Here is a 17,297-nt window from a genome sequence, read left to right as displayed (position 1 = left end):
AAAGGAGAGACACAATAGATTGATTAAGCTACTTGTAAGTGATTTAGATGGAACACTATTAAGCGCCGAGAAAAAAGTCACGCCTGCTGATTTAAAGGCAATTAAGGACTTAAAAGAAAGCGGAGTTGATATTTGCCTTGCTTCTGGTCGAATGGATAATGAAATGGCTAAGGTGGCCCTTATGCTTCAAGGAGATTTTCATCAAATAAGTCAAAATGGAGCCTATGTTATCACACGCGAGCGTGAAACACTGTATGAAAAAGTATTTTCCGAAGAAATTGCGAGGAGCGTTTATAATACGGTTAAAAGTCCTGAAACAATTACGCTCGTTTGCTCAAATCATACAAATTTTGTTGAACAAGATCATGAAGCGCTAGCGGAGATTCAAAAATATCTCTTCTTCCCTATTGAGAAAGAACCGAACATGAGCGGTGAGTTTGGTCAATCACTTTTTCCTTCTAAAATTTCCGTCATTAGCTTTCCTGACGAGATTTTCGCAATTGAAAAAGCCATCCTTGAGCAGTTTTCCAATGAAGTTGATTGTTACGTCTCAGCGCCAGGATGTTTAGATATTATGCCTAAAAACATTAGCAAAGGACATTCATTACGCATTCTTCTCTCTCACTTAAATTTAAAAGAAGACGAAATTGCCTGTGTTGGTGACTCTTTTAATGATATTCCGATGTTTAACATCACTCCGCATAGTTTTGCGATGAAAGGTGGAGAACCTGAGGTTCAGAAACTTACCACTCATGTCGTTTCTTCTGTAAAAGATGTTGCGGAATACATCTTAGACTATAATGCAAAGATAAGTGTAAAATAAGAAAAAAAGACGTGTTTTGAACACGTCTTTTTTCACTGTACTTTTACATCCCTTTGCTTTACCATCATTGTATTATAAGCCATTCTTGTTTTCGAAACAGTTGCTTTTAAAGATGTTGGCGGATCTGCATCTTCCCTTAACTGCGTGTTCGTCAAATCAACAACAACTCTTGCAAGAAGTTCTACTACCTCCTGCAAATCTTGCTGACGATAAGCAGTTTGATCTTGTAAACGGCAGTGTAAAATCTCGTATGCAAGCTCTCGTATACGAATTAATTTTACTCTTTCTTCCACAGTGCTTCACTCCTTCCAACTTTGAACTGCTCTCCTATTGTTCATATTCCACAGTATTGATTGATATCCTTTTACTATTTTATATTATTCCTATTTTTCTTAAAACATACCAATTAATACCTATAGGAAGAAAAGCCCCAACGAAATGACTGCTCCACTTACAAGGAGAATAAATACGCAAAATCCCATAATATCTCTTGCCTTCAAACCAGCGATAGCTAAGGCAGGAAGAGCCCAAAATGGTTGGATCATATTTGTCCACGCATCTCCCCAAGCAACAGACATCGCTGTCTTCGGAAGTGAGACGCCCAAGTTTTCAGCTGCTTCTAGCATAATTGGGGCTTGTATAGCCCATTGCCCTCCACCAGATGGAATAAACAAATTCACAAGTCCTGCACTCCAAAATGTTAAAACAAAAAAAGTAGATTCAGTTGAAATTGACACAAATGCTTCAGAAACAGCTGTCGCTAACCCAGATGACTGCATAACTCCCATTAATCCTGCATAAAAAGGAAATTGAACAATAATTCCGCCTGTTCCTTTCACAGCCTCTGTAACCGCATTCAAAAACTTTTTTGGTGTTCCATGAAAAAGGATACCAAGAAAGAGAAAGAGAAAATTCACAATATCTAAATTAAGTTCAAGGCCATTTTCACCTACATATATTCCTAAAAAAACAAGCCCTGTCCCACCTATTATTAAAGAGATGAATCGGCTATTTTCAAGCTTAGTTGCTGGTGTCTGTTCTTCGATTGAAGCTGCTTCGAAAGAAGCTCGTTCTTCTAAAAGTTTTGGATCAATTGTGATAGTGTCTTTCCGAGAAGGCATTAAGAAGCGATTTGTAGCAGGAATGATAATAAATAAAGCAAGGACGATAGCTAAATTATACGTAGAAAAAATGGTATCACTTGTTGAAACGATCCCTATTAGTTCTTCTGAAAAATGACCTGGGGTTGAAATTGTTAAAGGAATGGATCCAGATAACCCTCCATGCCAAATCACAAATCCACTATAGGCACTTGCAATAAGAAGACGGTAATCAACATTTTCTATCTTTTTAGCAACTTCTTTGGCAAACAGAGCGCCAATAACAAGCCCAAATCCCCAGTTAATAAAACTTGCAAGCATTGATATAAACGTAACTAAAATGATAGCTTTACCAGGAGTCTTTGGAATACTTGCAAGAGCTCCTAACCAAACTTTAAAAAGGTGACTGCTTGCTAGTACATGTCCTGTCAATAAAACAAGGACCATTTGCATTGTAAACGACAAAAGTCCCCAAAACTCTTCACCCCAGTAATTAAAAAGTTGCGTAGCTGTTGTTGGAGTGAAAATAATAGCACATCCAAAGACAAGAAAAGTAAGTAGAAAAACAAAAATTAAAGGATCTGGTAAGTATCTTTGCATAAGCCTGTTTGATAAGGAAACAAGCACCCTCATTTTTCTCCCTCCCTATAAACAGTATTTTCATTTTCTGACCCGAGATAAAGAAAACTTGTTGTACAAAGCAAAACGGCTCCAAAAGAAAGTAAACTGAAAGGAATGGCATATTCAATGATTTGAAGATTAAAAGTCAAAAAAGTAGACCATACTGCGCCACAAGCTAACATTATGCTATAGATAAAAATTAGATACTTTTTCACTTCTAAGCCCCTCCCCTTTCTAAATTCCGACCTTTTCAAAACTTACGATATGTATCTTTTTTCCACATTCTTTTATAAATACCTTTTATAAATGTATTAAAAATAAAAAGCAGCTTTCAACAGCTGCTTTTTATTTTAGTAATATGGATAATATGGATAAGGATATGGCGGGTAGCCATAGTAGTATGGGCGGCCTATAAGTGCACTTCCTAAAACTCCCCCCAGTACTCCTCCAATAAAAGGTCCTCCAAATCCATAGCCAAACCCATAACCAAAAGGACGGCCAAATGGTCGGCGGCCAAATCCGAATGGACGACGAACATCATGTGATGAAATTTGATGATACATCATTATTTCCTCCCTAAAAAAAACTGATTACACTTCAACATATGACAAATGTACATATTTGCGTAGGCATTTACCCTAAGAGAAGGGATTTTTCTTTAGAAGTTATTGAACAAAAGCAGAGAGCATACGCTTTTATTTTAAGAATTTTCTGGTAAAATAAAACTATAATGGGTTTAAAGAAATGGTTTTAAATGCTTTGCACTAGGCGCAGAAACACAAAATGATAGCGCTATCAAAAATATAGGGGGCATACTAATGGTTGAAAATAAAGTTGTTTATATTACAGGAGCAGCACAGGGAATTGGATTTCAGATGGCTGAACATTTCGCAAAAAACGGAAGTAAAGTAGCATTAACAGATATTAACGAAGACGGAGTCAAAAATGCCGCTGCTTCCTTACAAGAAAAAGGATTAGAAGCAATCGGGTTAAAGTGTGATGTTACAAAAGAAATAGATATTCAAAACACACTATATGAAACAGTTAGACATTTTGGATCCCTTGACGTGCTTATTAATAATGCAGGTATGCAATATGTTTCTCCTCTTGAAGACTTTCCAACAGAGCGGTTTGAACTTCTTATTAAAATTATGCTAACAGCACCATTTATAGCTATTAAACATGCGTTGCCTATTATGAAAAAGCAAAAAAACGGCCGTATCATTAATATGGCTTCTATTAATGGCGTTATCGGATTTTCTGGGAAATCTGCTTACAATAGTGCAAAACATGGGGTTATTGGTCTTACAAAAGTAGCTGCCCTTGAAGGAGCTGAACATGGGGTGACGGTAAATGCTCTCTGCCCTGGATATGTTGATACTCCACTCGTTCGTAATCAGCTTAAAGATCTCGCCTCAACGCGTAATGTTGCACTTGAAAAAGTGCTTGAACAAGTTATTTACCCACTTGTTCCACAGAAACGATTGCTCTCTGTAGAAGAAATTGCAGATTATGCTCTCTTTTTAGCAAGTGAAAAAGCAAAAGGAGTAACTGGGCAAGCCGTTCTTCTTGATGGCGGATATACGGCTCAATAAAAAAAACACAGTGAGACGTCTCACTGTGTTTTTTATTTATTTCTACTTCTTACTTGACTTGATAAGTAATGGATAATCTCCTCTTGGAGAGCGCCTTTATCCTGAATTTTTTTCGTCCCTGTAAAAACACCATCTCCTCCGTTGGCAAGGAATGAGGTTGTGGAAATAAGATAGCTTTCTTTTTCTTGAAGTGGAATACCTCCAACTTTCACATTCCTCACTCTTTTTCCTTTTGGATACTCTGGCTTAAAAGCGAAGGATAATCCTGATGCATGAAGAAAACCACCATACTCTTTAGGATAGCGTGATACACTGTTCTCAAGGGCCTTCTTTATATCAGCCCCTTCTGCTTGAAACGTAACCATTCTATCTTCAAATGGGATAACGTTATAAATATCTCCTCGTGTCAACACACCTTGAGGCCATCCATCTCTAATCGCTCCCCCATTAATGAAACCGATATCTGCACCTGTGCTCTGCTTTAAAATATCAGCCAAATAATAACCAAGTGGCGTTTCTTTTGTACGCAACGTTTTTCGTTCTCCTTTAAAAGCTGAAGAAGAGTACCCCACTTTCTTATTAAAATGCTTTTCTACTTTCTTGTTGTACATCGATATAAGGGTATTTATATCTTCATCTTTTTCGACCCAATGTTTCTTTTTTAACAGTTCTCCGTGTATAGACGAAAGGATTTTCCCATTAAAAATTAACTCAACTTTACCTAACGCTTTTCCATGTTCACATGCTTGCGCAATTGCAGCATACTTTCTTTTTTCAAGATCTTCAAGGCAAGTATGACTATGTCCTCCAATAATAAGATCAATACCTTTCACATAATCCCCTATCTCTCGATCCTTTGTAATACCACTATGAGAAAGGAGGACAACAGCATCTGCCTTTTTTCTCACATCATTTACTATATGTTGTACCGTTTTTCTCTCATCTTTAAAAGCTAATCCTTTTGTATTATGAAAACTTGTAGCTGTCTTTGTTTCAGTTGATGTCACACCAATAAAAGCAATCTTTTTGTTTTTTACAGACTTAATCATATATGGTTTAAAAATAGGTTCTCCTTTTTTTGTGATATTAGCACTTAAGATAGGGAAGTTCATCATGGTTTCTAACTTGCTCAGATGCATACCATAATTAAAATCATGATTTCCAGGCGTCACTGCATCATATTTTAGCTTGTTCATGATCATAACAGCAGATTCACCTTTAAAGAAAGAAACAAAGTTTGTCCCATGCAAAACGTCTCCTGTATCAACTAGTAAAAGAGATGGATAAGAATCACGCATTGTTTTAATTAGATAAGCCATCTTCGCATAACCGAGCTCACCGTTTTCTCCTTCTACTATATGTCCATGCATATCATTCGTATGTAAAATAACAATGCTATCTTTTTCAGTTCCATAAGTGTCTTTACATCCTAAAAAAAATGTAAATAAAATTAGTGAAAAAAGACATTTTTTTAGCATAACTTCTTTCTCCCTCTCATAATGTTTGAGTACTATCTTGTTGTAAGAATGTGAGAACATTTTAAAATATCAAAAATCATTATTGACATTGAATAAGGTAAGCTTTATCATCATTTAAAATGTTCTATTCTACATGGTGCTATTCTTATCAACGAAGAGGAAACAATTTTTTGGCTTTGAGAAGGAGGATTATATATGCAAAAAAATCTGGAAGTTCGCAGTGGTCCTAATTACTATGAGTGTCAAAAGGATGTGCTGTCTTCACTTGAGGAAAGGCTTATTACATTAAATTATAAAAAAGCCTTGTGGATTCATGGCAAGAAAAGCCTTGAAGCTGCACAGCCCTTCTTGCCTCAATTTCATTATATTCAATCGCTTTTTGTACCTTATGAAGAGAAATGCAGCCTAAAAGAACGAGATCGCCTTGCTAGTAAAGCAAAAGAGTTTAGGGCAGACGTTATTATTTCACTTGGAGGCGGCAGCGTATTGGATCTTGGAAAGGCTGTTGCGAATATGGTTGATTGTGAAGTAATTCTCATACCAACGCTTGCTTCTACATGCTCGGCTTGGACGCCAAAAAGTCTTATGTACAAAGACGGGCAGTTTCATAGCGCTCTTTCTCATCCAAAACAAGCGCTGATGGTTTTGATTGAACCAAGAATTATTCTTCACTCTCCTGTAGCCTATTTGCGCTCTGGTATTAGCAATACGCTTGCAAAGTGGTATGAATTAGACGCTCTAATGGCTAAAGAAGAAAACAAAACGTTTGCAATGGAGCTCGCTCATCAAATCGCTCATAATAGCCATACATTACTTCTTGCACACGGTAAACAGGCACTTATTGATCTAGCCACTGTAAAACTCAGCGCGTCCCTGCTTAAAACAATCGAAATTATTATCATGGGCGGGGGAATAGCTTCAAGTTTTAATTCCCAACACGAAACAGCGACACTTTTTCAAAATAGTATTTCCCTCAATTCTTCTTCCCCCTTGTTACTTGGTGAAAAAGCAGCTTATGGGATTTTCATTCAGCTGGCTCTTGAAGAAAATTGGGACGAAATAGATCGCATTCTTCCTTTTTATCGTCAAATTAAACTTCCGTATGGAGAAAATATAGAAACGGTAGAAAAGCTCGCTTCTTTCATTGCCCAGGATAAAAGAGTGCATGTTCTTTTTCCATCCCTTACTCAGCAGGAAGTAGCAGACAGTATTCAAGCCCTACTTCATCATATTCAGCAAAATGAGCGTGTACCTGTTTTATAATTGAATAAAATTCGGTTACACTAATAAGTAAGTTGATGAAATGGGAGATGAAAGGTTTGGCTAAAGAACATATTGAAGAGTATTTAGATCGTGGAATGTACGGAGTAAAAGAAACAAAGCCTGAAGAACGACGCTATTATTTAACAGCACTAAGAGAAAGAATTGAAGTTGCCTTGAAAAAAGGACAGGTTATGAGAACATCTCCTTATGAACAAGTTGTGGCAAACATTAAAAATGTGCGAAATGGACATCTTTATTTAAATGGAGAAATTAGCTATCCTCACCTGTCTAAATATATTAAAATAGCCAATCAAGAGAATGTACCTTTTACAATTGTCCAAAATCATCATAGTGAAACAGATATTGGCCTTGTTTTGACAGGTAGCAACGGAAGTGAAGATAAGGATATCTTTATCCAAAATTAAAAAGCAGGCTTTTGCCTGCTTTTTTATCTCTAGAATACTTATCATTATTTCATAAATACATGCTCACCAATACGCGCTACAACAGGACGAGATTTTATCCAATCACTTGTTGCAATGTCTGGATTGTAGAAAAACAGCGTTTCTTTTTGAGCACGATTTGTAATAGCTTCATTTACGGCTTTCTTTGATTCTTCTGAAGCTGGATTGTTAATTGAACCGTTTTGAACAGGTGTGAAGGCATAGCTTCCCCCCGGAATCTTTTGATTAATAACTTCTGTAATTGTATCCGGAAACTCGCTTGAAGCAACTCGGTTTAATACAACGTTTGCTACTGCTACTTTTCCTTCATAAGGCTCTCCTTTTGCTTCAGCCTCAACAACGCGCTCTAAAAGATCACGCTCTTCTGGCGAAACAGCTTGTCCTTGATTTTCTGGTGATGCACTTGCTTGTTCAGCTGTACTTGGCTGTGTAGCTACGTTTGTTTCTGCTGCTTTAACTTCTTTTCTTTGAGCAGGCTGTTCCGTTTCTTTATTTGGAATTGTAAGCATTGCTTGCGCATAAATAAGGTTTCCTGTTAGGTTGTTTGCTTGCTGCAACTCTTCAATGGAAACGCCATAGTTCTTTGCAATACTAGATAATGTATCGCCTTTTTTAATTTTATATAAGTCATCATCGTTTGTTGGAATAAATAGTGACTCACCAATATAAATAATGTCATTTCGACGATCATTTGCTTTTTTAATATCATCAATTGAAATATGGTAATCTTCTCCAAGCTTCCAAAGGGTATCCCCTTTTTGAACTTGATGGTTTGTTGCAGCAGAAGCTGTTCCTTTTCCAACGAATAAGAATGCGATCGCTGCTGATACAACAGCCCATTTTTTCATATTTTTTTTCTTCATGATGCCCCTCCTGTAGAAAAACTATGTTCCTAAATCTATCACAGCTTTTTCTACAATGCATTGAAAAAATAGATTAAGTTTATTGCATAATCTTTAAAAACTATTACAAAAGAAACCGAGAAAGCTTTAAGCACAATAAAAAGTCCCAGTTTCATTTGTAATAAAACTGGGACTTTATACAATATATTTTTTTAATCTTGAAGACAAATGTCTACAACATCATAGAAATCAATGACAATTTTAGATCCGTTTATATCCATAAATGTAAATATATCTTCTTCTTTTGAAAGATGAATAACATATCCATCAAGCGCTTGCTCTCTGTTATCGTAAACTGTCTTAATAGCTACTTTTTTATGATGAATAAAAGCATCTTGCAAGATTTCATGCAGACGCTTAAGACCTTTATCTTCAGGACGCTTCGTTAATAGCATGCCATACGTAATGTGACCTTTTTCGTTTCTCCATACGTAGTCTGCAAAATAAAATGGAGTTTTATTTTTCATACTCTTCCCTCCGTTCATATCTTAAGAAGTCTAGCATAAGAAAAGGCACTGAAAAGTTTTTCAGTGCTAGCTGCGTGGAGCTTCTAAATAGTGATAAACAATTTTACCACCGTGCTTTGCAATTCCTCTAAAATGTTTAAAGTCTTCCCTTTGAACAAGCAGAGGTTGAAATAAGAGAAAATGTTCTTTTTCAACTACAAGTTCATCTATCTCTCCCTTTTTCAATGCATCAAGCTGCTCATTTGCTTCTTCTCTATCCACTAAAAACACCTCTTTTATACTTCTAGCTCATCTTTCTTATTCATACGCTCTAAAATACGGCGCTTCTGATATAGCATTATACCAGCTTCTGCAACGTCCTGCATCATTGACTTATTAATAAATGCTCCAAAAAAAACACCCGCAATAGGGACAAGTTGGAAAAGTTTCTTCCATCCAAAATTATCTCTATACGTGTAGACTACTTCGCGCCATCCTTGCAGCTGTGAAGCCATCGCAGCATATTCATATTCTCCGTTACGATAAAGAGCTAAATCCTCTAGAATAGCTTTTTTTCCAACAACGTCAGCAGAAGAAAATTGCAGGCATTTTACGATAAAAGCCCGCTCTTTTTTATCATTTGGATCATAACCATAGCAGACGGCTATATCTTGAAGTGTTTTAAGTGACAGCCCAAGCAAGGCAGGAATATCAACAGCAAGGGTAAATACTCCCCCAAAACCTGTTGTTGCTCCTTGAACTGTTGCCATATTTCCTCTGTTTTTTTGAATGCTTTCACTTACAGCATTCATTACAGCTACAGGAACTTTGTCTATGTCTTCTATTGTTTCTGGATTAATTCCATTATTTTGCTCACGCAAACGTTTTAGTACGCCTTTTTCACTTGTTAAATACTTTCCTCCACTTTGAACAAAGCTTCCTAGCTCATCTAGTAAAGAACCGATTTTCTTTTGAATAAAAGCAGGCGTTAATTTATCTATAATTTTAAAAGGAATACGGCTGAAACGTTCCCAAAACCATAAGCCCTTTTGATCTTTTTCCCATTTTTCAATTTCTTTTAACATCTCTTGAAGTGTTTCTCTATTTTCCATCCGCTCTCTCCTTACTTTCTAAAACTTTAGCTTTCATCATAATACGTTTAAAACAGAGATAAAGTTTCAACCTAAATAGGGCTTCTTTCCCTTTTTTATCTTAACCAAAACTATACCCCAAATTGCTTACAATGTCAGTTCAAATGTGCTATTTTTCTAGAAAGGTCTTTACGGAATTTGTTTTTTAAGGCAAAATATTTAAAAAAGTAATTTTCAAAAAAATGAAACTTTTTTAAACCAGTAATCGTTAATGTTATTAAAACGCTTTTGTAAAGGGGAGAGAGCATGAAGATTGCGGAGATTGGAAACGTTATTCAGTTTAAGGATGGATTGAAAGGAATTGTAGAAAAAGTAAACGAAAACTCTGTTATCGTTGATCTTACGTACATGAGCAACTTTCGGGAATTAGATTTAGAACATAAAACCGTTGTAAACCATAAAAACTATCAAATTATTGAAGAAACCCTATAGATGAAAAAAACGCGGTAGAGTCTCTACCGCGTTTTTTTACTGTTTTTATCTATAACCTGTTTCTTTTGATCTTTTGTTAAAATGCCGATTTTATAAAATAAATAAGCGTATTTCTGAACTTTGTTCACCGTATTTCGCTCCTTTTTACTCTATTATATGGCAATGGCAAAAAAAGTTTCCTTAACGCAATAATAAACCAAGCCCTTTTCAAAAAGCAAGAAAAAAAGCTAGAGCTTTTGCTCTAGCTTACATATGTTGTACAGATTGTTGGTTCACTACTTCATTACAATTACCATTAAAAATTTCATCACTTTCGTGAACATGAACCCCATTTTGTTCAACTAATGCTGCTGCAACCATTGCTTTGGCGACATTTTCACATTTAATTGGTTTGTATTTACGATATTTTCCTACAAAAGCAAACGAGAACAGTCTCATTAAACTAAAGATCGCTTTCTCATATAATCCTATCCGCTCTCTTTTTCCGATCAGCACTGATGGACGGAAAAAATGGGTAGATCGAATATAAAGCTGACAAATATCTTCCTCTGCCTGCCCTTTTACTTTAATGTAGAAAAAAGGTGAGCGCAGATTAGCACCTATTGAGGTTACCGCTAAAAAGCTTCGGGCCTTTTGACTTTCTGCACATTTTGCTGCAGCAAGAGGGTACTCATAATCCGCTTTTAAGAACTGTGCTTTTGTTCCTGATTGTTTCATCGTTGATCCAATACAGCAAAAAACATGGTCAACTTCAAATTCCTTCTCATACTGTTTTAAATCATCAAAACTCGTGCGGATTTGACGAAGTTTTTTATGTTGAATAGGTAATGTTTTTTGTACAAATACCGTTACTTTTTCATACAGCTTGTTGTCTAATAAAAGGTACAAAAGCTCTTTTCCAATAAGACCCTCAGCGCCAAGCAACACTGCTGAACGTTGTTCCACTGCTCTCACCTTCTTATACCATTTTTCCTTAGAGAATACTTAAGTGACACTTATGAAAAGTGTCACTTATACGTTAACGGTTATCAATTTTCTCTGGATAAAGATCATGATTCATTAGACGATGTTCGGCAATACGTTCGTATTTTGTCCCCGGTTTTCCGTAGTTTACATATGGGTCAATTGAAATACCACCACGTGGTGTAAATTTCCCCCATACTTCAATGTAACGTGGATCCATGAGCTCGATTAAATCGTTCATAATGATATTCATGCAGTCTTCATGAAAATCCCCATGATTTCTGAAACTAAATAAATACAGTTTTAATGATTTACTTTCAACCATCTTTTGATCTGGAATATAGCTAATATAAATTGTAGCAAAATCTGGTTGGTTTGTTTTAGGACAAAGACTTGTAAACTCAGGACAGTTAAACTTTACAAAATAATCGCGATTTGGATGTTTGTTATCAAACGATTCCAGCACTTCTGGAGAATAGTGAAAAGTATATTCTGTTCCCTGATTTCCTAGTAATGTTACACCTTCGAGTTCTTCATTTTTACGACCAGTCAATTGTCGTTCCCCACTTTCTACGCTAGTCATTCTAACAGCGTTTTTCATTTTTGTGAATAGTTCTGTGCATATTTTTTATTAAATTTTTTTTTGCTTTTATACCCCGCGCTTGTTTCCCCATACAAGAGTGTGAAGCTGAGGCAAAACACGGGCATGATTCATTGTTTTAGATTGCACGGCTTTATCAATAAGCCACTCATACTTTATTAAGAGATTTTTTAATAAGTCCTCATCATTTGCTGTTGTCACATCATCGTTTCCAACCTGCAAATAAAAAGAAACGTCAGGATAGCGACTGTGAATAGCTTCTGCAAATTCAAAGTCTTCATCATTAAAAACAACCACTTTCAAACTTACATGGTTGAGACGTTCTCCTTGTTTAAGTCGCTCCATCACTTCATCAAGAACTTCCAAGTTTGGTTTCATCTTAGAACTTGGAGGTTTTGGAGAGATTGTTAGGTCATTGATTTTTAAAAACCAGTCTTGATAACGACTTCCTTGTGTTTCAAGACCTGTTTCAATTCCCTTTTGTGAAAGAAGATCAATAAGCTCATCTAAATGTTTTAAGAGCGCTGGATTTCCTCCAGAGATTGTTACATGATTGAAGTGCTCTCCACCTATGTCAAACAACTTCTGTAAAATTTCTGAAGCCTCCATCATTTTAATATCTTCTTTTGCAGAACCGTCCCATGTAAAAGAGGAATCGCACCAAGCACAGGAGTAATCACAACCTGCTGTACGAACAAACATAGTCTTACGCCCAATGACCATTCCTTCCCCTTGAATGGTTGGACCGAATATTTCTAATACGGGAATTTTATGACTCACTTTTCTTCCCTCTTTTCGGACGATACACAACATAACTTGTTGGCGTTTCTCGCAAGAAGACTTGCAAACAAACTGGTTTGTTTTTTAATGTATCTAAATGCTTTTGAATGCGCTCATAAATTGTACGTGCAACAACCTCTGTTGTCGGAAAAAAGTTAGGATCACGATCATCAAATACTTCATGGTCATTTAACAACGTATGATCAAATTCTTTTGCCACGAGTTTTTTTAAACTTTGAAAATTCACTAAAAATCCCGTTTCATCAAGCTCGTCACCTGCAATAGTCACGTTAGCAAAGTACGTGTGACCGTGCATATTTTGACATGCTCCTGCACTTTCATGAGGAACAAAGTGAGCTGATGCAAAATGCATATCTTTGTTTAGTTCATAGCTAAAATCATGAGCGACGCTCGGATAAATTTGCTGTAGCATTTTTCTCCTCCTCTTTCTCAGCTAAATATTGATCAAGCCCATTTTTTCTTAGTTTACATGCTGGACATTCTCCACAGCCATCAGCTTTGATGCCGTTGTAACATGTAAGCGTGTTATAGCGAATATAATCAAGAGCACCAAGCTCATCAGCTAATCTCCATGTATCTTTTTTATCAATCCACATTAGTGGAGTATGAATAACAAAGTTATGATCCATTGATAAGTTAAGCGTAACATTCAATGATTTAACAAAAATATCTCGGCAATCTGGGTAGCCCGAGAAGTCTGTTTCACAAACTCCTGTTACAAGATGGCGCGCGCCCTTTTGCTTTGCCATAATCGAAGCAAACGATAAGAAGAGCAAGTTTCGGCCATCCACAAACGTTGTTGGAAGCTCTCCTTCCTTCTCCTCTATTTCAATATTAGATCGCGTAAGAGCATTTGGAGCAAGCTGATTTAATAAAGACATATCAAGCACTGTATTTTCTACGCCAAGATCTTTTGCAATTTCTTCTGCAACTTCTATTTCTTTATTGTGTCTTTGCCCATAATGAAACGTCACAGTCTCAACTTCTGCAAAGTTTTCAAGTGCCCAAAACAGGCACGTTGTGCTATCTTGTCCACCGCTAAATACAACAACCGCTTTCTCATTTTTCAACACGAACAACTCCTTAACAAACTTAATTTATGCAAAAAAAAAGCGAACTTTTAAAAAGTTCGCTTCACTTCTCATTGTAAAATAATACCTAAATATAACTAGAGCAACCGAAAAAAGACCATAGCTTTCCCCTGTTCAAAAAGCGGAGCTATCGTGTTGCTTAGTTTTTTATCGAGGGAGTTTGCGAACCTCTCCCATGCAAGTGCATGGATTTTCAATATATTTTTCTATCCTACTATAGCATATCTTTTTTACTGAGGACAGGTTTTTATTTATATCTCATCAAAAAAGCTAACAAATGTGTTAGCTTTTTTACAATACTATTGTTTTTCCTTTTTGTTTGGATAAGGACTTGTTTCTGAAGCAAGCTCTTCGAACGTTTTCACTTTTCCATGTGGTTGTTGAGTTTGCTTTCGGACATTCCATTGACGCTCTTTTTCATGCTTTGACTTTGTCAAATTCCTCATTCCTTTCTCTATACATTCCTTTATTAGACTACACTTTTCCTCGTATTTTATCCGCTTCCTTTTTATATAATAAGGAAGATTTCCTGCAAAAAAGGTTTGAAGGAAGCTCATAGTGTAAAATAGTAAAGAAAAGGATTTTTATCCACAAATGCAAATTACTTACGGTAGAGAAGGTGAAATTATGGGAATCGGCAAAAGAATGTTAACACGCTATATGTCAAAAGCTATTCCATTTGTTAAAAATAAAAAGCGCAGCGCGTCTCTTTTAACAGGCGTTGTTCGCAAAGTTAAAAAACGTTCTTTCAAACAAAGCAAAGAAGAGCTTACATGGCTTATCAATATGTTTAGAGACTGGATTAAAGGAGACTATCCTAATATCCCTAAACGCACATTGCTCACTGTAGCAGGCACTCTTCTTTATGTTCTATCTCCTATTGACCTTGTTCCAGATTTTTTATTCCTAATTGGTGTCTTAGATGATTTTGCTGTCATCAGTTTTGCAATGAAACAAATTGAAAAAGATATTAATCAGTACAAAGGCTGGTTTCAAAGTCAAAAGCGACCTCTTGAGCTACCGGAAGATACCCTTTCTTCTACAAAATAAAAATAAGCTACTGTAAAAGTAGCTTATTTTTTTAGGTGAGCTTGAAACCAGTTTTGAATCTCTGCATCTGTTTCTTTTTCATATTGACTTAATGGATGATCTCCATTTGGGTAAATAACAAGCTTTACTTCCTTGCTATTGTCTTGTAACTTCTTCACAAGCTTCTCTGCTTGTGTATAGTGAACAAGCTTGTCATTTGTTCCGTGTAAAAGCAACAGTGGAGAATTCACTTTGTCAGGCCAATATACAACAGAGCGGGATTTATAAGCGTCTTTGCTTTCTTGTGGCGGTCCAACAATTTGATCTAATACTTCTTTCATTTTAGGACCACGCTGATCATAAAACTGAAACATATCTGTAATGCCTGATTTAACAACGACTGCATCAAACTTTATATTGTTTTTCATTAAAAGATATGTCATCATACCGCCTCTTGAATATCCAAGCGCAACTTTGTGATTTTCATCCGTATATGGAAGACCTTCAGCATAATTTAAAAGATTTATAACATCATGAATATCTTGTCCTCCATACGTTTCGGTTCCTTCACTCCCACCGTTGCCACGATATTGACTTGCAATTACAACATATCCTCTATTTGCCCATGAGGCGAGGTAAGCTAACCTTTCCTCATTAATTTGGCTATAATGGCCATGACCGCCTCGATTATAAACAAGAATAGGCCAATTTCCTTCCGTTCCTTTTGGCTTTAGCAAATATCCTTTTATTTTTAGCTCATCGCTAGGATATGTTAGTTCATACGTATCAACGCTATTTTGATATGAAGAGGAAACGTGAATTTTACGTTGAATATCATTGCTTCCCTCTCCTCTTGTTCCAACAAAAAGCAAAAAGCTACAGATGACAACTCCTACAAGTAGTAGGATTGCTTTTTTCATGTTCTTCTCTCCTATGCTCAAAATGGTGTTTATAGTATGTGCTTAACAATGATGATTTTATAGTTGGTAATAAAGTGAAACATTTTACAAAGATTGGTTCTTATGAATCTTTTCAGTAAAAAAAAGGGTTTAATATAGTTCTAATTTCTTTCTTATGAAGATTTTTTAGCTACTCCAATCCCTGTATAAGCAAATATAATTGAAAATAATGGACAGAACAATAGGAAAAAAGCCCACGGAACATAAGTTTGCACAGAGACACCTAGTACCTGTGAAATGAATGCACCGCTTACTCCCCACGGAATAAGTGGATTTACAAGCGTTCCTGCGTCTTCTAATGTACGAGCTAAGTTTTTATTTTCTAATCCGTACTTATTATATAAAGGTTTGAAAGTTTGACCTGGAAGTAAGACTGATAAGTATTGTTCTCCTGTAATAAGGTTAACACCAATACTAGCTAGAGCTGTTGAAAAAATAACGTCTCCACTTCGTTTTATTAATGAAATAATTCCTTCAAGGAAGGCTGTAATAACGCCAACAGTCTTCATCAATCCCCCAAGTGATAAAGCAATCATAACAAGAGACACAGAGCTCATCATTGATTGAAGACCGCCTCTATTTACAATACCGTCTACAATTTTATTACCTGAATCAATGCTTACACCATCTTGCAATGCTAGCAATACTTCTCCAACTGCAAACTGAGGTTGAACAAGAATAGTTGTAATAAAAGCTGTTAAAATACCAATAATGAGAGTTGGAACAACATCTTTTCTTCTAATAGATAAGAAAAGAACAATAAGGGGAGAAATTAATGTCAACAAGCTTAACGTAAATTCATTTGATAAAACCTCTTTAACAACTGCAATTTGCTCGTAATCGAGATTGTCTGCAGTATTTCCTTGAAGCCCTAGGACTAAAAATAGCACGGAGCTTAATAATAAACTTGGCACCGTCGTCCACATCATATGACGAATATGTGTGAACATATCGACTTCTACAATTCCTGCTGCAAAATTGGTTGTGTCTGAAAGAGGAGACATTTTATCGCCAAATGCAGCTCCTGAAATAATAGCTCCAGCAGCAAGGGCAGGATCGATGCCCATTACAGAGGAAACACCCATAAGTGCTACTCCAACAGTACTAACTGTTGTAAACGTACTTCCTGTAAAAGTAGAAATTAAAACCGTAATAAATAAACTACTCACTAAGAAATAGTGTGGAGACAAAAAGTCAAATCCAAAATAAAGAATCGTTGGAATTGTACCACTCATCATCCATACAGAGATTAATACACCAACTAATGAAAGGATTAGAATAGGTTTAATACCTAATGAAATCCCCTCTATAATTCCTTTTTCAAGCTCTTTCCATTTGATACCCTTTATAAAGCCAAAAAAGCCTAAAAGGATAACGCTACCTAGAATGGGAATATGAGGAGGAACCTTAAAAATAAATAAACAAACAAAAATGAGGGCTAATATAAGAACAATAATTCCGAGCGCCTCTATAAAGGATAATTTCTTTTTCATGCTGATACGAGACTCCTTTTCTACTTCAACGCTTTTGTGCAACAGAGTAAATTATAACGCCTTCCACTGTCTTCTGTAAATTTTC

The 17,297-nt window shown here is 36.1% G+C and carries 23 protein-coding genes and 1 riboswitch; of the genes, 6 read left to right on the top strand and 17 right to left on the bottom strand.

The annotated features are described in order from the left end of the window. The first annotated feature begins 19 nt into the window (after positions 1–19). Positions 20–823 (top strand): Cof-type HAD-IIB family hydrolase, encoded by an 804-nt coding sequence (locus BM012_RS05025; protein WP_061803503.1) that lies wholly within the window; start codon positions 20–22, stop codon positions 821–823. A 32-nt stretch (positions 824–855) separates the two neighbouring features. On the opposite strand, the gene BM012_RS05020 is transcribed toward BM012_RS05025, so the two are convergent. The 4 genes from BM012_RS05020 to BM012_RS05005 all read right to left on the bottom strand — a co-directional run bounded on the left by BM012_RS05020 (position 856) and on the right by BM012_RS05005 (position 3,110). Continuing rightward, entirely contained in the window at positions 856–1,116 is a 261-nt protein-coding gene (locus BM012_RS05020) for a hypothetical protein (RefSeq protein WP_019392942.1), read from the bottom strand. 120 nt (positions 1,117–1,236) lie between these two features. After that, positions 1,237–2,556: a short-chain fatty acid transporter gene (locus tag BM012_RS05015; RefSeq protein ID WP_061803502.1), complete on the bottom strand. Its 1,320-nt coding sequence runs from the start codon at positions 2,554–2,556 to the stop codon at positions 1,237–1,239. Continuing rightward, on the bottom strand, positions 2,553–2,759 hold the full coding sequence (locus BM012_RS05010; protein ID WP_061803501.1) for a hypothetical protein: 207 nt from the start codon (positions 2,757–2,759) through the stop codon (positions 2,553–2,555). Before BM012_RS05010 ends, BM012_RS05015 begins: the two co-directional genes overlap by 4 nt. A 135-nt stretch (positions 2,760–2,894) precedes the next feature. Beyond that, complete coding sequence (locus BM012_RS05005; protein ID WP_372439910.1) at positions 2,895–3,110, bottom strand: hypothetical protein; 216 nt, start codon at positions 3,108–3,110, stop codon at positions 2,895–2,897. A 252-nt stretch (positions 3,111–3,362) separates the two neighbouring features. Between BM012_RS05005 and BM012_RS05000 the strand changes: the two genes are divergently transcribed. Continuing rightward, positions 3,363–4,139, top strand: a complete 777-nt coding sequence (locus tag BM012_RS05000; protein ID WP_061803499.1) for a 3-hydroxybutyrate dehydrogenase — start codon at positions 3,363–3,365, stop codon at positions 4,137–4,139. A 32-nt stretch (positions 4,140–4,171) separates the two neighbouring features. Here BM012_RS05000 and BM012_RS04995 read toward each other — a convergent pair whose 3' ends face one another. Beyond that, a complete protein-coding gene (locus tag BM012_RS04995; RefSeq protein ID WP_061803498.1) occupies positions 4,172–5,617 on the bottom strand; it encodes a bifunctional metallophosphatase/5'-nucleotidase in 1,446 nt (481 codons plus the stop codon). A 195-nt stretch (positions 5,618–5,812) separates the two neighbouring features. Between BM012_RS04995 and BM012_RS04990 the strand changes: the two genes are divergently transcribed. Then, on the top strand, positions 5,813–6,880 hold the full coding sequence (locus tag BM012_RS04990; RefSeq protein WP_061803497.1) for an iron-containing alcohol dehydrogenase family protein: 1,068 nt from the start codon (positions 5,813–5,815) through the stop codon (positions 6,878–6,880). A gap of 56 nt (positions 6,881–6,936) precedes the next feature. Next, a complete protein-coding gene (locus BM012_RS04985; protein WP_167360133.1) occupies positions 6,937–7,305 on the top strand; it encodes a YueI family protein in 369 nt (122 codons plus the stop codon). Between the two features lie 44 nt (positions 7,306–7,349). Here the strand turns inward: BM012_RS04985 and BM012_RS04980 are convergent, their stop codons facing one another. The 4 genes from BM012_RS04980 to BM012_RS04965 all read right to left on the bottom strand — a co-directional run bounded on the left by BM012_RS04980 (position 7,350) and on the right by BM012_RS04965 (position 9,804). Further along, entirely contained in the window at positions 7,350–8,207 is an 858-nt protein-coding gene (locus BM012_RS04980) for a cell wall hydrolase (RefSeq protein WP_061803495.1), read from the bottom strand. Positions 8,208–8,398: 191 nt separating this feature from the next. Continuing rightward, a complete protein-coding gene (locus tag BM012_RS04975; RefSeq protein ID WP_061803494.1) occupies positions 8,399–8,713 on the bottom strand; it encodes a hypothetical protein in 315 nt (104 codons plus the stop codon). A 66-nt stretch (positions 8,714–8,779) separates the two neighbouring features. Continuing rightward, positions 8,780–8,974 (bottom strand): hypothetical protein, encoded by a 195-nt coding sequence (locus BM012_RS04970; protein WP_061803493.1) that lies wholly within the window; start codon positions 8,972–8,974, stop codon positions 8,780–8,782. A gap of 14 nt (positions 8,975–8,988) precedes the next feature. After that, positions 8,989–9,804 (bottom strand): EcsC family protein, encoded by an 816-nt coding sequence (locus BM012_RS04965; protein WP_061803492.1) that lies wholly within the window; start codon positions 9,802–9,804, stop codon positions 8,989–8,991. A gap of 285 nt (positions 9,805–10,089) precedes the next feature. On the opposite strand from BM012_RS04965, the gene BM012_RS04960 reads away from it, so the two are divergent. Further along, complete coding sequence (locus tag BM012_RS04960; protein ID WP_019392930.1) at positions 10,090–10,275, top strand: YkvS family protein; 186 nt, start codon at positions 10,090–10,092, stop codon at positions 10,273–10,275. A 246-nt stretch (positions 10,276–10,521) separates the two neighbouring features. On the opposite strand, the gene BM012_RS04955 is transcribed toward BM012_RS04960, so the two are convergent. The 6 genes from BM012_RS04955 to BM012_RS26290 form a co-directional block, all read right to left on the bottom strand. Continuing rightward, complete coding sequence (locus BM012_RS04955) at positions 10,522–11,220, bottom strand: NAD-dependent epimerase/dehydratase family protein (RefSeq protein ID WP_061803491.1); 699 nt, start codon at positions 11,218–11,220, stop codon at positions 10,522–10,524. A 73-nt stretch (positions 11,221–11,293) separates the two neighbouring features. Further along, on the bottom strand, positions 11,294–11,791 hold the full coding sequence (queF, locus tag BM012_RS04950; protein WP_019392927.1) for a preQ(1) synthase: 498 nt from the start codon (positions 11,789–11,791) through the stop codon (positions 11,294–11,296). Positions 11,792–11,887: 96 nt separating this feature from the next. After that, positions 11,888–12,619 carry a 7-carboxy-7-deazaguanine synthase QueE gene (gene queE / locus BM012_RS04945; RefSeq protein WP_061803490.1) on the bottom strand — a complete coding sequence of 244 codons (732 nt, stop codon included), beginning with the start codon at positions 12,617–12,619 and terminating at the stop codon, positions 11,888–11,890. Then, positions 12,609–13,052 (bottom strand): 6-carboxytetrahydropterin synthase QueD, encoded by a 444-nt coding sequence (gene queD, locus BM012_RS04940; RefSeq protein ID WP_061803489.1) that lies wholly within the window; start codon positions 13,050–13,052, stop codon positions 12,609–12,611. Before queD ends, queE begins: the two co-directional genes overlap by 11 nt. Further along, positions 13,018–13,713 (bottom strand): 7-cyano-7-deazaguanine synthase QueC, encoded by a 696-nt coding sequence (queC, locus tag BM012_RS04935; RefSeq protein WP_172460246.1) that lies wholly within the window; start codon positions 13,711–13,713, stop codon positions 13,018–13,020. Before queC ends, queD begins: the two co-directional genes overlap by 35 nt. A gap of 151 nt (positions 13,714–13,864) precedes the next feature. Then, positions 13,865–13,908, bottom strand: a riboswitch (PreQ1 riboswitch). A gap of 122 nt (positions 13,909–14,030) precedes the next feature. After that, a complete protein-coding gene (locus BM012_RS26290) occupies positions 14,031–14,168 on the bottom strand; it encodes a DUF6254 family protein (protein WP_167360132.1) in 138 nt (45 codons plus the stop codon). A gap of 190 nt (positions 14,169–14,358) precedes the next feature. On the opposite strand from BM012_RS26290, the gene BM012_RS04930 reads away from it, so the two are divergent. Continuing rightward, entirely contained in the window at positions 14,359–14,781 is a 423-nt protein-coding gene (locus BM012_RS04930) for a YkvA family protein (RefSeq protein ID WP_061803487.1), read from the top strand. A 23-nt stretch (positions 14,782–14,804) separates the two neighbouring features. Here the strand turns inward: BM012_RS04930 and BM012_RS04925 are convergent, their stop codons facing one another. Together BM012_RS04925 and nhaC are read right to left on the bottom strand one after the other, a co-directional pair. Continuing rightward, a complete protein-coding gene (locus tag BM012_RS04925; protein WP_061803486.1) occupies positions 14,805–15,680 on the bottom strand; it encodes an alpha/beta hydrolase family protein in 876 nt (291 codons plus the stop codon). Between the two features lie 152 nt (positions 15,681–15,832). Beyond that, complete coding sequence (nhaC, locus tag BM012_RS04920; RefSeq protein WP_061803485.1) at positions 15,833–17,212, bottom strand: Na+/H+ antiporter NhaC; 1,380 nt, start codon at positions 17,210–17,212, stop codon at positions 15,833–15,835. Between the last annotated feature and the right edge of the window lie 85 nt (positions 17,213–17,297).

It is taken from the genome of Priestia endophytica DSM 13796 (genome assembly GCF_900115845.1).
Taxonomy (GTDB): Bacteria; Bacillota; Bacilli; order Bacillales; family Bacillaceae_H; genus Bacillus_I; species Bacillus_I endophytica.
Note: the sequence above shows the minus strand (reverse complement) of the source record. Positions and strands in the feature narration are given on the sequence as shown.

What these genes read in the sequence shown, in the direction of transcription:
- BM012_RS05015 (WP_061803502.1), bottom strand. Translation starts at nt 2,556, where the DNA reads ATGAGGGTGCTTGTTTCCTTATCAAACAGGCTTATGCAAAGATACTTA.
- BM012_RS05005 (WP_372439910.1), bottom strand. Translation starts at nt 3,110, where the DNA reads ATGATGTATCATCAAATTTCATCACATGATGTTCGTCGTCCATTCGGA.
- BM012_RS05000 (WP_061803499.1), top strand. Translation starts at nt 3,363, where the DNA reads ATGGTTGAAAATAAAGTTGTTTATATTACAGGAGCAGCACAGGGAATT.
- BM012_RS04995 (WP_061803498.1), bottom strand. Translation starts at nt 5,617, where the DNA reads ATGCTAAAAAAATGTCTTTTTTCACTAATTTTATTTACATTTTTTTTA.
- BM012_RS04990 (WP_061803497.1), top strand. Translation starts at nt 5,813, where the DNA reads ATGCAAAAAAATCTGGAAGTTCGCAGTGGTCCTAATTACTATGAGTGT.
- BM012_RS04980 (WP_061803495.1), bottom strand. Translation starts at nt 8,207, where the DNA reads ATGAAGAAAAAAAATATGAAAAAATGGGCTGTTGTATCAGCAGCGATC.
- BM012_RS04975 (WP_061803494.1), bottom strand. Translation starts at nt 8,713, where the DNA reads ATGAAAAATAAAACTCCATTTTATTTTGCAGACTACGTATGGAGAAAC.
- BM012_RS04965 (WP_061803492.1), bottom strand. Translation starts at nt 9,804, where the DNA reads ATGGAAAATAGAGAAACACTTCAAGAGATGTTAAAAGAAATTGAAAAA.
- BM012_RS04960 (WP_019392930.1), top strand. Translation starts at nt 10,090, where the DNA reads ATGAAGATTGCGGAGATTGGAAACGTTATTCAGTTTAAGGATGGATTG.
- queD (WP_061803489.1), bottom strand. Translation starts at nt 13,052, where the DNA reads ATGCTACAGCAAATTTATCCGAGCGTCGCTCATGATTTTAGCTATGAA.
- BM012_RS04930 (WP_061803487.1), top strand. Translation starts at nt 14,359, where the DNA reads ATGGGAATCGGCAAAAGAATGTTAACACGCTATATGTCAAAAGCTATT.
- BM012_RS04925 (WP_061803486.1), bottom strand. Translation starts at nt 15,680, where the DNA reads ATGAAAAAAGCAATCCTACTACTTGTAGGAGTTGTCATCTGTAGCTTT.
- nhaC (WP_061803485.1), bottom strand. Translation starts at nt 17,212, where the DNA reads ATGAAAAAGAAATTATCCTTTATAGAGGCGCTCGGAATTATTGTTCTT.